The organism is Bradyrhizobium sp. (assembly GCF_049519115.1).
In the GTDB taxonomy this organism is placed as follows: domain Bacteria; phylum Pseudomonadota; class Alphaproteobacteria; order Rhizobiales; family Xanthobacteraceae; genus Bradyrhizobium.
The window spans coordinates 219,980-232,602 of sequence record NZ_JBEKRB010000001.1 but is presented as its reverse complement, the minus strand read 5'-3'; the positions used below and the strand labels follow the sequence as shown (position 1 = coordinate 232,602).

18 protein-coding genes are annotated in these 12,623 nt (G+C 60.6%); 5 read left to right on the top strand and 13 right to left on the bottom strand.

What is annotated here, in order from left to right; all coding sequences use genetic code 11:
* Positions 1-150: 150 nt before the first annotated feature.
* A complete protein-coding gene (locus ABSE61_RS01180) occupies positions 151-3,174 on the top strand; it encodes a bifunctional diguanylate cyclase/phosphodiesterase (RefSeq protein ID WP_423869222.1) in 3,024 nt (1,007 codons plus the stop codon).
* A gap of 7 nt (positions 3,175-3,181) precedes the next feature.
* Here the strand turns inward: ABSE61_RS01180 and ABSE61_RS01175 are convergent, their stop codons facing one another.
* Positions 3,182-4,030 carry a M15 family metallopeptidase gene (locus ABSE61_RS01175; RefSeq protein WP_423869221.1) on the bottom strand — a complete coding sequence of 283 codons (849 nt, stop codon included), beginning with the start codon at positions 4,028-4,030 and terminating at the stop codon, positions 3,182-3,184.
* Positions 4,031-4,229: 199 nt separating this feature from the next.
* Here ABSE61_RS01175 and ABSE61_RS01170 point away from each other — a divergent pair, with 199 nt between their 5' ends.
* On the top strand, positions 4,230-4,484 hold the full coding sequence (locus ABSE61_RS01170) for a hypothetical protein (protein WP_423869220.1): 255 nt from the start codon (positions 4,230-4,232) through the stop codon (positions 4,482-4,484).
* Between the two features lie 53 nt (positions 4,485-4,537).
* Here the strand turns inward: ABSE61_RS01170 and ABSE61_RS01165 are convergent, their stop codons facing one another.
* From ABSE61_RS01165 to ABSE61_RS01145, 5 genes are all read right to left on the bottom strand, one after another.
* Entirely contained in the window at positions 4,538-4,876 is a 339-nt protein-coding gene (locus tag ABSE61_RS01165; RefSeq protein ID WP_423869219.1) for a cupin domain-containing protein, read from the bottom strand.
* Between the two features lie 20 nt (positions 4,877-4,896).
* Positions 4,897-5,118 (bottom strand): hypothetical protein, encoded by a 222-nt coding sequence (locus ABSE61_RS01160; RefSeq protein ID WP_423869218.1) that lies wholly within the window; start codon positions 5,116-5,118, stop codon positions 4,897-4,899.
* A gap of 172 nt (positions 5,119-5,290) precedes the next feature.
* A complete protein-coding gene (locus tag ABSE61_RS01155; RefSeq protein WP_423869217.1) occupies positions 5,291-5,575 on the bottom strand; it encodes a helix-turn-helix domain-containing protein in 285 nt (94 codons plus the stop codon).
* Positions 5,572-5,907, bottom strand: a complete 336-nt coding sequence (locus ABSE61_RS01150) for a type II toxin-antitoxin system RelE/ParE family toxin (protein ID WP_423869216.1) — start codon at positions 5,905-5,907, stop codon at positions 5,572-5,574. The genes ABSE61_RS01155 and ABSE61_RS01150 overlap by 4 nt, the downstream gene beginning before the upstream one ends.
* Before the next feature lie 99 nt (positions 5,908-6,006).
* Entirely contained in the window at positions 6,007-6,270 is a 264-nt protein-coding gene (locus ABSE61_RS01145) for a hypothetical protein (protein WP_423869215.1), read from the bottom strand.
* 231 nt (positions 6,271-6,501) lie between these two features.
* On the opposite strand from ABSE61_RS01145, the gene ABSE61_RS01140 reads away from it, so the two are divergent.
* Positions 6,502-6,885: a hypothetical protein gene (locus tag ABSE61_RS01140; RefSeq protein ID WP_423869214.1), complete on the top strand. Its 384-nt coding sequence runs from the start codon at positions 6,502-6,504 to the stop codon at positions 6,883-6,885.
* A gap of 218 nt (positions 6,886-7,103) precedes the next feature.
* Here ABSE61_RS01140 and ABSE61_RS01135 read toward each other — a convergent pair whose 3' ends face one another.
* From ABSE61_RS01135 to ABSE61_RS01105, 7 genes are all read right to left on the bottom strand, one after another.
* A complete protein-coding gene (locus ABSE61_RS01135) occupies positions 7,104-7,268 on the bottom strand; it encodes a Flp family type IVb pilin (RefSeq protein ID WP_423869213.1) in 165 nt (54 codons plus the stop codon).
* 284 nt (positions 7,269-7,552) lie between these two features.
* The gene (locus ABSE61_RS01130) at positions 7,553-7,681 is read right to left on the bottom strand and encodes a hypothetical protein (protein ID WP_423869212.1); all 129 of its coding nucleotides are present in this window, start codon (positions 7,679-7,681) and stop codon (positions 7,553-7,555) included.
* 524 nt (positions 7,682-8,205) lie between these two features.
* Entirely contained in the window at positions 8,206-9,024 is an 819-nt protein-coding gene (locus ABSE61_RS01125) for an RMD1 family protein (protein ID WP_423869211.1), read from the bottom strand.
* A 253-nt stretch (positions 9,025-9,277) separates the two neighbouring features.
* Positions 9,278-9,514 (bottom strand): hypothetical protein, encoded by a 237-nt coding sequence (locus ABSE61_RS01120; protein WP_423869210.1) that lies wholly within the window; start codon positions 9,512-9,514, stop codon positions 9,278-9,280.
* A gap of 290 nt (positions 9,515-9,804) precedes the next feature.
* A complete protein-coding gene (locus ABSE61_RS01115; protein WP_423869209.1) occupies positions 9,805-10,377 on the bottom strand; it encodes a hypothetical protein in 573 nt (190 codons plus the stop codon).
* A 199-nt stretch (positions 10,378-10,576) separates the two neighbouring features.
* Positions 10,577-10,948 carry a DUF1376 domain-containing protein gene (locus ABSE61_RS01110; protein WP_423869208.1) on the bottom strand — a complete coding sequence of 124 codons (372 nt, stop codon included), beginning with the start codon at positions 10,946-10,948 and terminating at the stop codon, positions 10,577-10,579.
* 41 nt (positions 10,949-10,989) lie between these two features.
* Positions 10,990-11,364, bottom strand: coding sequence for a GcrA family cell cycle regulator (locus ABSE61_RS01105; RefSeq protein ID WP_423869207.1), 375 nt, complete (start codon positions 11,362-11,364; stop codon positions 10,990-10,992).
* A gap of 125 nt (positions 11,365-11,489) precedes the next feature.
* On the opposite strand from ABSE61_RS01105, the gene ABSE61_RS01100 reads away from it, so the two are divergent.
* Positions 11,490-12,131 (top strand): S24 family peptidase, encoded by a 642-nt coding sequence (locus ABSE61_RS01100; protein WP_423869206.1) that lies wholly within the window; start codon positions 11,490-11,492, stop codon positions 12,129-12,131.
* Positions 12,132-12,345: 214 nt separating this feature from the next.
* Positions 12,346-12,618, top strand: a complete 273-nt coding sequence (locus ABSE61_RS01095; RefSeq protein WP_423869357.1) for a hypothetical protein — start codon at positions 12,346-12,348, stop codon at positions 12,616-12,618.
* The last annotated feature ends 5 nt before the right edge of the window (positions 12,619-12,623 follow it).

Sequence of the window (12,623 nt, the reverse complement as noted above, 5' to 3'; positions counted from 1 at the left end):
GTAAATTTCCGGTTGCTGCAGCTATAAATTCGAGCGCTATTAACTACGCCAAGCGGAGAAATGTCCGTGTAACGACGGATTAAACTGCCCCGGGGCGATAAAACACGCTCGAGTTGCGCGTTTTCGCCTGGGGGCTTGGGAAAAATGATCGTGCGCGGCAAATGGCTGCTCTGGATGCGGGCTTTCCTGCATTCGGCTGCTATTGCAGGCGTGGTCCTGATTGCCGCGAGCTGGTTCGTCGCCGCCTACATCTCCTCCGTCGAACGCGAGAAGGCGGTCGAGGAAGCGACGAAGCAATCCGACAGCCTGGTGCGGCTGTTCGAGCACGACACCATCGAAACCGTCAACCGCTTCGACCGCACGCTTTTGCTGTTGCGCAAGAGTTTCGAGGACGATCCCGCCTATTTCGATCTGCGCAAATGGGCGGGACAGACCGCGCTGATCAGCCAGGAGGCTTTCCAGCTCTCCTTGATCGACTCCGACGGTTACCAGGTCGCGACGACGCTGGACTATAACGGTCCGCATCTTTACGTCGGCGACCGTCCACACACCCGCAAGCAACTGGACGCCACCAACGATGAGCTGATCATCAGCGAACCGATTTTGGGCCGGACCTCGAAGCGGCTGTCGATCCAGCTGTTGCGGCGGCTTCGCTATCCCGACGGCAGTACGGCCGGCGTGATCCTGCTCTCAATTGATCCCAATTTCATCGAACCCTTCGCCAGCAGCGTCGATCTCGGCAGTCACGGCGGCCTCTCGATGCGCAATACGGCCGGTGTGATTCTCGCAGCCAAGGGGTTCTCGACCGAAACCATCGGCGTCAAACCGGCTCGCCAGATGCTGTCCAGCGAATTGGCGAAGTCCTCCTCTGGCCACTATTGGGGGCACGGCAATATCGACGGCACCATTCGGCTGATCGCCTACCGCAAGTCTGACCGCTTCCCATTGATCTTCACGGTAGGGCTGTCCGAAGACAGCATCCTGAGCGAATACCGTCAGCATCGCACCGCCTATCGGTTGGTGGCTTCGATCGTCACCTTGTTTGTCCTGGTCGGCATCAGCTTTGCCGTCCGCTACCAGATCAGGCTCGACCGCAGCCAGGCCGATCTCGAACTGGCGAATACGCGTTTCACCGCCGCCCTTCGCAACATGTCGCAGGGTCTTTGCCTGTTCGATCCGAACCAGCGGGTGGTGGTTGCCAACGCCCGCTATGCGGAGATCTACCGCCTGCGCGAGGACCAGATAAAACCCGGCACCAGCTTGCGGGAAATCTTGCAGGCACGCGAGGACAGCGGCACCGGCTTTGTGATCGACCCGGACGACTATGTCCGGGTCAATGTCAAACAGGCCACCGAGACCCAGGAGCTCGCCGACGGGCGCGTGATTTCGATCAAGCGGCAGCCGATGTCCAACGGCGGATGGCTGACCACCCATGAGGATGTCACGGCGGAGAAACACAGCGAAAAGCTGCTCGCCGAAAAGGCAACTGAACTCGAGGTGATGAACACGCGCTTTTCGACCGCGCTCGACAACATGGCGCAAGGGTTGTGCATGTTCGACGGCGCGCAACGGCTGACGGTCTGGAACGACCGTTACGTCGAGCTTCTCGGCATGCCGGCGCATCTGTTGAAAGTCGGAACGCCGCTTCGCGAGATTCTCACCGACCGGGTCGCCCGCGACATGCGGCGAACGATCGACGATCCCTCGGTCAAGCTGAGGGTAACGGAGCTGTTGATGCTGGCGCCCGATGCCTCCCGGGTCGACCAATTGTCCGATGGCAGATTCGTGATGCTGACGCGCCAGCCGATGGCGGGCGGCGGCTGGGTCACGCTGATCGAGGACATCACCGAACGGCGGCGCGCGGAGGCCGAAATAGTCCATCTGGCGCGGCATGACGTGCTGACGGGGCTCGCCAACCGCGCGGAATTCAACGCCCGGCTCGAAGAAGCAAGCCGCAGGCTGATTCGCAACGGCGGCAGCGTCACCGTGATGATGATCGACCTCGACAGGTTCAAGGCGGTCAACGACACGCTCGGCCATCTGGCCGGCGACCAGCTGTTGAGCGAGGTGGGCCGCCGCCTGCAAGCAAGCGTGCGCGACATCGACGTGCTGGCCAGGCTCGGCGGCGACGAATTTGCGATCATTCAGGAAGGCGGCGCCGATCAGCGCGAAGGCGCAGTCGCCCTGGCGCTGCGGATCATCGGCGCGATCTCCGTCCCCTTCCATCTCAACGGACAACTGGTGGAAGTCGGCACCTCGATCGGGATTGCGATGGCGCCGGAAGACGGCGTCGAGCCGGACGAACTGCTCAAGCGCGCCGACCTCGCGCTCTACAGCGTCAAATCCTCGGGCCGCAACGACTTCTGTCTGTTCCGCATCGAAATGCTGGAGATCGTCCACACCCAGCAATCGGCGGAGCGCGAACTGCGCGAGGCGATCGCGCAAGGCCAGTTCGAGCTGTATTACCAGCCGGTGGTGGACGGCAAGACGCGCGAGCTTCGCGGCGTCGAGTCACTGGTCCGCTGGCGGCATCCGGACAAGGGCATGATCGCGCCGGATCACTTCATTCCGCTCGCCGAATCCACCGGCCTTATCGTGCCGCTCGGCGAATGGATTTTGAACCAGGCCTGCGCGGACGCCGCCAACTGGCCCGCGCATGTCAAGGTCGCCGTCAATATCTCGGCGATCCAGTTCAAGAAGGGCAACCTGTTCGAGGTCATCCTCGGCGTGCTGGTGGAGACCGGCTTGCAACCGGAGCGGCTCGAGCTCGAGATCACCGAGACGTCGCTGCTGGAAAACCAGGAAGCCCATCTGACGACCATCCGGCAGTTGAAGAATCTGGGTCTGTCGATCGCGCTCGACGATTTCGGCACCGGCTTCTCGTCGATCAACTATCTGACGATCTTTCCGTTCGACAAGATCAAGATCGACAAGTCCTTCACCAAGGGCATTCTCAGCCGCGCCGACTGCAAGGCGGTGGTGGCTTCCACACTCGCGCTGGCGCAAGGGCTTGGCATCGTCACAACCGTCGAAGGCGTCGAGACCGAAGAGCAGTTCGAATATATGCGCAACGCCGGCGTCGAACTCGCGCAAGGCTATCTGTTCGGCAGACCGGTGCCGATTGCCGAATTCGGCCGCGACAACGCGCCGATGCTGACCCCGCTGGTCGCCTGAAACATTTTCAAGTTCTCGGCGGCGAATGACACGCCGTTCTGCTCTTTCCGCTTTGGCGGCATCGGCGATATTCCTCGGCACGCTTTTCAAAGACCTCTCTGGCCGCTGAGCTTGAAAGCCGGGCCATCTGTTCCGCCAGATCGCGATCGACCTGGAAGTGTTGATAATCGATCGGGTTGTGCCAATCGCCTCCCCAGATCAGAAAGCCGTTATCGGCAAAGACATCGATCACCTGTTCCGCCATACCGGGCCTGATATCTTTTCTATCCAAATACGTCTTGCCGCCATCGGGGGAGACGCGACGCGACGCGCCGATGCCTTCCAGGAATGGATTCTGAACCGGGTTCAAATCGATCGCGAGACCGTAAGCGTGCATCGACAGGCTTGTCCGGCCCGATACCACGCGATCGTTAAAGGAGGACGTGTTGTTGTCCGCCATGGAGGCGTCATCGTCGCCGTCGTAACGATTGACCGGCAGCACTTTCGCGAGCGGAAATCGAAGCTGCAAAAGCCTGTCGAAAATCCTGGCAACACGGGCTGCGACCGCATCCAGTACGATCATCTCGCCGTCGCCGTGCACGCGCCCGTCGAAACCCAGATAGCTGAATTTGACGCTTGCCAGCCGCTCGCAACCGACCGGGCCATGTCCGGTGAGCGTCTTGTGGTTCTTCATGTCCTTGCAAAAAGCGTTTGAGATCGGGCTGACCTCCGCCGGACTTGCCTCTGCCGCGTTCGCTGCGACCGGCACACACTGAAGCAGTGCCAGGAAAATAAAACCAAAGGCAAAAAGCAAAGGAAAGACCGTAAAGCGGCGCCTGAACAGGTTGAGGAGCATTCCGCTGAAGAACAGATACATGACGCACCACCCGGCGCGGCGGCGGCCGAATGGCGCGCCGTGCGCAATCTGGAATGCGAGGTGTAGCTCCGGACCCGAATGGGAGGAAGAGCATCGCGCTGTTGCGTCGGAATTTCGTCGAGGGGCGGCTGGCTTCGCCCCTTTCACAGACCAGAACGTATCGCTATTTTAGCCAGGCTAGTCCTTGAAGGAGCGTCAGATGCCGTCCGACGATTCCCGATACTGGTTTCCCGCGAAGCGCTATGGCTGGGGTTGGGGCATTCCCGCCACCTGGGAAGGCTGGGTTGTCCTGACCGGCTTTTTTGCGTTGGTGATCGCCGGGGTTTTCCTGGTGCCCCCGCACCAATCGCCCGTCGCATTCGTGGCCTATGTCATCGCGCTGTCGGCGGTCCTGACCGCCATTTGCTGGTGGAAGGGCGAACCGCCGAGATGGCGCTGGGGCGACGATCGTTGATCGAGGCGAGCCGCGCCGATACTCACTGCGGCTTGCCGCTTGAACTTTACGTCTTATTCCCCGAACGGCACCATCGCGCCAAGCCGCACCGTCAGCAGTTCGACGTCACTGACGGCGACGTGAGGCCCCTGTCGCGTGCCGGCCGGCGTGGTCCAGAAGGTGCCGGGTTCGCAAAGCCTGCCCCCGGTCTCAACCGTACCCGACAGCAGCTGCACAAACTCATCAGCCGGGTGGGTGTGAACGGGGATGATCGTGCCGGCGGCGAGACGCGCGCGGTGGATCGAACCTTGCGGCACCGGTTCGGCGAGCGGCATGCGTTCGACGCCCGGCAGCGCCTCGATCATAAGCCAGGCGGCCGCGCCCGGATCGATGAAAGGCTGACGGTTGGTCATTTCTGCGGTCTAACAGGGAATCAGAACTGACCGGGCTGCGCGGGCGCCGACGGATAATCGTGGCGCAGATTGTTCGGATTGTTGCGCGAGAACAGATCCTGTCGCAGCACGCCGGGCGCCACAAAGTCTCCCCATGCGGGGGCCTTTCGCGCGGTCACCACCGGCTTCGGACGCCAATCCTGCGCGACTGCGACGCTAGGGGCGAACACACACAGGATTGCCAGGATACGAATCGGTTTCATTCACGCTGCTCCTTGGGGCCGGCTGATTTGCTCGTGGCTATATAGGCCCTCAGTCACGAAAAGCCGAGACAAAAAGGCTTTACCGGCTATTGCCTTTTGTCAGTTCGAAATGTCGGTTCATCGGCCTTCGACAACAGAAAAGGCGCGAGCGTTCGCGCCGCATGGCGCCGGTTCAAACCAACTCCATCCGCAAATGTCGTCCCACAGCTTGGGCGGCGCGGGTAAGGGTTCCAAGCGTGACGGACTCGTTATCGGGGTCAAGCAAACGGTCGAGCTGGGCGCGGCTCGTTTTCATGCGTTTCGCAAGACTCGATTTTGACAATCCCTGGTCTTGCATCAGCGCATCGAGCTGTCGCGCGATCACGCGCTTGATCGCGCGCGCAGTGACCTCTTCATAGACTCCTTCCTTTTTCAGGAAATCGTCAAACGACGACCCGATCCGGCCTTTCTTTTTCATGTGATGTCTTTCTTTCGTTTCAACGCCATCTCGATATCCGCGGTGGGTGTCTTTTGGGTCTTCTTGATGAAACCATGCAAGAGGACCAGTTGGCTGCTCGCGATGCAGAATACGACCCGCGCGATGCGGCCGCACGAGAGGTCGCTGCGAACTTCCCAAAGACCTCCGCCAAGCGAACGGCATAGCGGCATCCCGATCGGCCAGGAAAACTCAACGTCTTTGATGTCTTCGCCGATGACCTTGCGATCTTCCTCCTGCAAAGATTTGAGCCATTCCCGAACTGGTTCCCGGCCGGAGGGGAGCTGGAAAAAAGCCGCGGGCAGTCGTTTCACAGGCCGCTCGTCACACGAGAATGTACCAATTTTGGTACAGATAAACAAGCAGGAAAACTGCCACCTGCCTCACGGAGGCAGGCGCCATTTTCCGATGCTCTAATTCAGCGGCAGCCAGACGATCTCGCAGGCCATGTTGCAGGTGTTGCAGTGCGCCGGCTGGGCGAAGGTGTCGGCCAGCTCCCATTCCTGCTTCTCGTTGCTCCATTGCGCGGTCGCCTTGGAGAGGATGTCGTCGGAGCGGCAATGGCCGCAGACCGGCGTCGCCCGCGTCGACACCACCGTGCGCAGCCGCGTCTCCTGCGGGCGCTCCTGATTGTCCTGTTTCGAATGAAACGGGTTGGAAAGAAGGTGATGCGTCATTTTACGAAAGAATCCCAGTCTAACTACCCCACTTTGAACTTAGCGCAGCCGCCGCCAATGTCTTCACCCGAGATGAATTATGGCTTTAATAGCTGTGGACTGTGTTTGGAGAGTCACGGCTCGCCTCGACGCGGCGCAAACCGGGAGCAAGCGCGACCCGCGCCGTGAACTTAATGCCGCGTGGTTGCGACCAAGCAAACGCATGCGTCATCCAATCAGCGGGAATCATCCATGCTTCAGCGCGAAATCCTCTTATGCGGCTCACTTGCGGTACTCCTGCTCTCGACCGCCCCCGGTCTGATCACTCCCGGCTTGATCGCCCCCGCTTTGGCCGAGGACAGCAAGACCAGCCTGTTCAAGATCGTCACCGTGAAGGACGAAATCGTGATCGGCCTTTCCACCGACGAGCTCATGGCGCTCGGCGGCTCGGATGCCAGCGCGGTTGCACATGCGCTGGCCCAGAAAGGTGACATGGCGGTGTGGCAGTACAATGTGCATCGCGGGGCGAACGGTGAATTGCAGCAGGCACCGACCGCCAAAATCGGGCTGATCGCCAACTCGTCGCTGCGGGTCGAGCCCTACACCACGCCCTATGCCATCGTGCCGCATCAATAGACTCTCGCTGCACTTCTCGCCGGTCCTTGCCAGCCATTTCCATGACAAGATTCGGCGGCTCCGGCCAAGGCCGGCTTTCTACGGAGAAGAGCGATTCGGCAAGGGAGCGTGAGGTCGACTTCGAGCGGCCGCAACAAAAACCCCGCGGGAAGCCGGGCTTCCTGCGGGGGTCATGCACCAGGTGTCATCCGCTTTCCCCTCTGAGCAGGGGATTTCGGCTATTTCAGCGAGGAGTTGATGCTCGTGAAGTTGGTATTCAGCGTGGAGCCGAGACCGTTGACTGCCGCGATAATGGCAAGCGCGATCCCGGCCGCGATCAGGCCGTATTCAATCGCGGTTGCGCCGGATTGATCGGCCCAAAACTTCTGAAGAATGTTCCGCAAAGTCCGCCTCCGTGTGAGCAAGAGATGCCCGCACGCCGGCATTTCCATCGCCACCAGCGCGCGCACCCGTAGATCTACGGGGCGCTCTCTAAGGTTGCATTAAAGGGGCGATGCACAATTTTAATCGAAAGTGTGTTTCACGCACCCGCAAGCAGGGCGTGCAAACGGTCACTCCGTAACAAATATCGGGAAACATGGGGAATTTTGGAACCGGCCAAACGTCGCGGTTCCAAAGGCCGCCATCTCGCGGTTTCAGATCCGAGAGCCCAGATCCGGAAAAATGGTTACTGGCTGGCTAATTGCGCCGGCTGGGCGTGGAACACGCCGGCTCCCGACACCTGCGAGGCGATCAGAAAGGCCGCAACCACGGCCGGCACGCTGATAAGTCTCAGGAATTGATCAACGGAAAGCATGTTCGACGTCCCCCAAGGATTAAGTCGACACCCGCCAAACGCGCCCACCAAATTGGCAAAAGGTCAGAAACGCGCCGCTACAGTCTGCTGGCTTGCAAGATCTTGGCTTGTCAGGACCTGATCGGAGACCACCGCTCCGGAGATCGCCAGCAGCGCCAAGATGGTTATGACCGTAATGGTTTGCATTTGGTTAACGTCGCGCCGGATTGTGGCCGGAAATGTCAGAGTTCTGTCCCTTTTCGGGACAATGCCGGGATATGAGTGTGGCTTTCCGGAGCCTGCGGTGTCTGGTTGCCTGCACGGCCAAACCCCTCGTGGTGAGGAGGCGCGGGAGCCAGAATAAGCTGAGCCACTGCCATTACCTCCCCCAGAATGGGGGGAGGTCGGCGCGCTCGAAGCGCGCTTGCGCTTCGGAGGCGAGCCGGGAGGGGGTCACTTGCCCTGTCGACTTGTAAAATCGACCCCGTCCTCATCCCTCCTCCTTTCAGGGGGAGGGCGCAGTTGGAGCGGATGCTGAACGGCCTCTAATGCCCGCCGCGGGCGATGAAGATCTGCCAAAAACCGATCACGATCTCGAAGCCGATCAGAAGCACGACGATGATCTCGAGCCGCAGCGAGCGGCGGGTGTCGATGATGTCGGCGAGCGTATCGGCGGTGTCCGACACCACCTCCAGCTTACGGTTGAGCGTCTCGACCCGCCCGATCAGCTCATATTCGTCTTCCAGCCGCGCATAGAGCCGCTCCAGGTCCGGCCGGTCCCATAGCGCATCGGGCTTGTCGGTGATCGCGACCCGGCCGGAGACGTTGTGCTGCACCAGGAGCGCCTCGCCGATCAGCCGCAGGATGCCGCGACGATCGCGGGATACTTTTCCGGAAGACGCCAGCTCCCGCACAAAGGGCTCGATGGTTTCGAACACTTTCGCCACATCGCGTTCGTCATGGGCGAGCGCAACGCTTTTGGCGAGCACGTCCGACACCACCAAGAGCCGCGCGATCGACATGTCGCGCACGTGGATCGGGCCGCCCGAGCCCACCTGATCTTCGGTCTCGCCCAGGATTTCGACGGTGGCGGCTTCCTCTTCCGGTGGGGTCAAGCGCCCGCCGATGCGCGGCAGCAAACGATCGAGAAAGGCAGCCTCCTCCTCCATCGTCATATTGAGGAACACCACCGCGCCGTAGCGAAACAGCACCGCGACGCCGTCGTGGCCGGCCCGCAGCGCCAGCGGCACCGCCGACAGGGCTTCCTTTTCGAAGCCAGCAGTGTTGATCCGCTCGCCGACATTGAGCGCATGCGCGGTGACGCGAGTGAGTTGCGGCTGGTTGCGAAAGGTGGAATTCGTCATGTCGGGGGCGGCCTGAATGAACAGGCCAAGCCTAGCAGCATCAGCGCAAGTACGCGCTCGTCAATTCAGGCCTCAGTTGTCATTCCGAGCCGCGCCAGCGCGAACTACGATGTGCAGTTGCACATCGTAGAATCTCGAGATTCCGGGTCTGGTCCGGAGCCTGTCATCGGGCGCGCAGTCGCGCGACCCGTTGGGACCATCCCGGAATGACGCAAAACTGACGTTCAGCACTCTTATGATCTGCAATTCACCGTTACGCCCGCGGGGTGATCCGCAATTCGACCAGCGCGATGCGTTCGAGCACGCCGATGTCGCACTCGCCACGGCCGGCGGTGTGCAGGATCGATTCAGCGAGATGATGGACCTGGGTCGCGGATACCGGTTCCGGCAGGCTCGCGATGGAAGCCTCCAGTGCGAGCGACATGATCTCGATCACTTCAGGGGAGTACACCACGTCACCACCCGAAAAGTTCTGCATAGTCGCCGTCACGCGCCAGTTACTCCAGCGCCTGTTCCGGCGGCGCGCCTTGAACCGTTGATCCAATCAATAGCCAATCAATCGCGCGCGAGCGCGGAAGTTCCCGCGCGCAACGTATGCTTTGTAACTTAGGAACCCGGTAGCCTGATGGATTCCGATATTCCTCACACGAAACTGTGCCGCAGTCGCAACAGCGACGCTCTGTCACGCAAACTTCGCGATTTCCGACTCCATTCCTTCATCCATCCTATATATGATGACCAACATCCGGGGCTGAGCGCATTTGATCCTTATCCCTTATTCTACCCGGAAGGCCGCTGGTTTTTGCCAGCGGCCTTTTCGTTTGAGGTCGCAAAACCGTAAATCAGCGCCAGGCGATCGAGGCACTCGCGAAAGCGCTTGGCGAAATAATCCATCCAGCGCTGGCCGCGTTGGCCGATCTGTTCCATGGTCAGCCCCTGCACCAGTACCTCATGCACCAGCATGATGCCGTCGGCGCCGAGTTCGCGCTCGATGCGGTTGAGCCGCAGCACCGCGCGTCGCTGCCGCTCGGTGATCGGCTCGCGCGATTGCCCGCCGTCGACATATTCGCGGGTCGGATCGACCGCGCGAGGGCCGCGCTCGGCCTTCTCCCAATCGTCCTGAAAGGCGCGCCCGCCGCGATAACGCGCCTCGTCGATCTGATGATGGCTGTGCAACCGCCACAACGGATCGTTGCGGATCGAGCGCAAAGCGACGATCTTTTCGCCGGGTTCGAGCGCGAGCGGATCGTCGATCTCGACCGCCGCCACTTGCGCATTCAAGGGAAGATCCCGCGCCCGGCGGTCGTGAACCTTGGTGCTCTTTCGAATTCGGGTGCGTTTGGCGCGGGACATGGCCGAGAACTCCTTTCGTGATATTTTTTGGCTCAGGACGTTTTGCGCGCGACAGATGCGGCAAGCTCCGCGCTGACAAGTATGGCTTTGCTTGCTTTCGTCGCGGGAGACGCTGCGTCGGACTTCACACCCTCCTTGTCGCCGGCTGACTTCGAAGAAAGATTCTGATGTGAGTGTTGGTATGAGTGGTTGGCGCCCGCTAATGCCTCACTCGACAAGCTGACAGCAATTGCTGGCGGCAATGAACGGCACGCGAGGCATTTTCGAGTTTCATGCGGGCCAGCGCCGAACCGAGCCCGCCTTTTTGGCCGGCGATGGCGCGCTTCTCCGACAGCCGCACCATGCGTTCCAGTTCGGCATCGATCCGCTTGTGTCGCCAGCCATCGTGGAAGAAATCCTGCGGGATCGGCCGGTAGTCGCACCAGGTCTTGAACGACAGTTTGGTCATCTTCGACAGTTGGCGGTCGTCGTCGGGCAATTCGCCCTTGCGCCAGTAATGCATCATGAGAAGCAGATAGGCGCCATGCTGCGCCGTGGTCAGAACCGGTATCGCCGAGATAGTCGCCGACATAAAGCGGCATCCACGGTCGCTTCATCCGGCGCGGCCGCCATTCATGGAAGCCAGCAAATGCTTGAGCGCGGCGAACCATGCGACTCACAACGTATCAGCGCGGCCAAATGCGCGAGGCGAAGCCGCCGCGGGAGAACCTTCAACCTTGCGAGCATAAGATCAGCCGTACCGTTCATGCCGCCTCCACGCGCCGTAACGCTGTCTTGGCGGGCGGGCGCTTCTTTCAGGGCGCGCGCCGCGCGCTCGCGCATCGGAACCGAGAGCTCCAGGCGGCGGGCGCGGCCGATCGCGGCATTGCGGGTATAGGCCGTGCCGAACCGTTCATTGAACGCGCGGGCGATTTCCGCAAACGACATTCCCTTTTCCAGGCAGTCGCGCAGCGCCACGGAGTGCGCTTCCTCCCATTTTGATTGCATTGTTTATTTCTTAAAGTTTGCAGTTGTGTTTCTTTATTTCGGATATTCCGAATTATGTCAAGCTTGATTTCGGATAATCGGAATTGGTAGGGTGCAGCCAGATTCGGTGTCGACGGGAGCCGACCATGCTGGATGTCAAGATGATCGAGCGGGGTCTGGCGAAGCCAGGCAAGACCAAGGGCGGCCTTGCGGCCGCGATGGGCGTGCGGCCGGGCGCGGTGTCCGAGATCCTGTCCGAGACGCGGCTGATCAAGGCGTCCGAGCTGGCGCCCATCATCGATTACCTCGAACTCAACGCGGTGCCGATCATGGGACGGGTCGGCGCCGGCGCTTCGATCGGCCCGGAGCTGGAGCAGATGCCGCCCGAGGGCTTGGGCGAAGTCGAACTGCCGTTCCCGATCGCGGAGGAAACCATCGCGTTTGAGGTGGTCGGCGACTCCATGCTGCCGAAATACGAAAATGGCGATATAATCGTGGTTTATCGCGACCAGCGGCATCCATTGACGAGCTTTTATGGCGAGGAAGCCGCGGTGCGCCTGAAGAGTGGCGAGCGCCATCTGAAGACGATCGAGCGCGGCAAGACCGGCCAGGTCGTCAACCTCACGAGCTTCAACGCCAAGCCGATATCAGGCGTCAAGCTGGAATGGATCGGGGAAATCTGCGTGACCCTGCCCAGGGGCCAGATCGAGCGCCTGCGGGCGCGCGCCGCGGGCGCTCGCGGCGGAAGACCACGCATAAGGACGGTAAGTAATCTTCGACGTGAATAGTGCCGCCGTCATTCCGGGGCGCGCCTTGGCGCGAGCTGCGATGTGCAATTGCACATCGGAGAATCCATCATGCCGCCTGAACACTGGGATGAATGGATTCCGGGCCTGACCCTACGGGTTATCCCGGAATGACGCCATTCCTGATTATCCGAATTTTAGGTTGTAAAATTACTGAATTTCAGAAACAATGGAACCTCGCGTCATTCCATCCCGCATGCAGTATTTCGTCGTCATGATCGATTACGGAAGGCGCGGCGAGGCCATCCTCGATCCCGAAATCACCCGCCGCGAGGTCATCTCGCGCATTTCCTCCGGCGAATACGCCAATATCAGCTTCATCAACGAGATCGCGGATTCAATCGTCGAGGATGTCACAGAGGAAATCCTCAGCGAGGCCGCCGTCCATGAGATCGCGACGTCAGCGGCCGATCTGCAGGTGGCGTGCTTCGATCATGTCAGGGATTTGCGCAAGCACGAGGTGGTGTGACCAAC

Excerpts from the sequence above, each read along its gene's own strand:
- ABSE61_RS01110 (WP_423869208.1), bottom strand. The coding sequence starts at position 10,948 with ATGTCGGCGACTATCTCGGCGATACCGGTTCTGACCACGGCGCAGCAT.
- ABSE61_RS01125 (WP_423869211.1), bottom strand. The coding sequence starts at position 9,024 with ATGACGAATTCCACCTTTCGCAACCAGCCGCAACTCACTCGCGTCACC.
- ABSE61_RS01170 (WP_423869220.1), top strand. The coding sequence starts at position 4,230 with ATGCCGTCCGACGATTCCCGATACTGGTTTCCCGCGAAGCGCTATGGC.
- ABSE61_RS01130 (WP_423869212.1), bottom strand. The coding sequence starts at position 7,681 with ATGCTTTCCGTTGATCAATTCCTGAGACTTATCAGCGTGCCGGCCGTG.
- ABSE61_RS01155 (WP_423869217.1), bottom strand. The coding sequence starts at position 5,575 with ATGAAAAAGAAAGGCCGGATCGGGTCGTCGTTTGACGATTTCCTGAAA.
- ABSE61_RS01100 (WP_423869206.1), top strand. The coding sequence starts at position 11,490 with ATGCTGGATGTCAAGATGATCGAGCGGGGTCTGGCGAAGCCAGGCAAG.
- ABSE61_RS01105 (WP_423869207.1), bottom strand. The coding sequence starts at position 11,364 with ATGCAATCAAAATGGGAGGAAGCGCACTCCGTGGCGCTGCGCGACTGC.
- ABSE61_RS01175 (WP_423869221.1), bottom strand. The coding sequence starts at position 4,030 with ATGTATCTGTTCTTCAGCGGAATGCTCCTCAACCTGTTCAGGCGCCGC.
- ABSE61_RS01095 (WP_423869357.1), top strand. The coding sequence starts at position 12,346 with ATGCAGTATTTCGTCGTCATGATCGATTACGGAAGGCGCGGCGAGGCC.
- ABSE61_RS01145 (WP_423869215.1), bottom strand. The coding sequence starts at position 6,270 with ATGACGCATCACCTTCTTTCCAACCCGTTTCATTCGAAACAGGACAAT.
- ABSE61_RS01115 (WP_423869209.1), bottom strand. The coding sequence starts at position 10,377 with ATGTCCCGCGCCAAACGCACCCGAATTCGAAAGAGCACCAAGGTTCAC.
- ABSE61_RS01140 (WP_423869214.1), top strand. The coding sequence starts at position 6,502 with ATGCTTCAGCGCGAAATCCTCTTATGCGGCTCACTTGCGGTACTCCTG.
- ABSE61_RS01160 (WP_423869218.1), bottom strand. The coding sequence starts at position 5,118 with ATGAAACCGATTCGTATCCTGGCAATCCTGTGTGTGTTCGCCCCTAGC.
- ABSE61_RS01165 (WP_423869219.1), bottom strand. The coding sequence starts at position 4,876 with ATGACCAACCGTCAGCCTTTCATCGATCCGGGCGCGGCCGCCTGGCTT.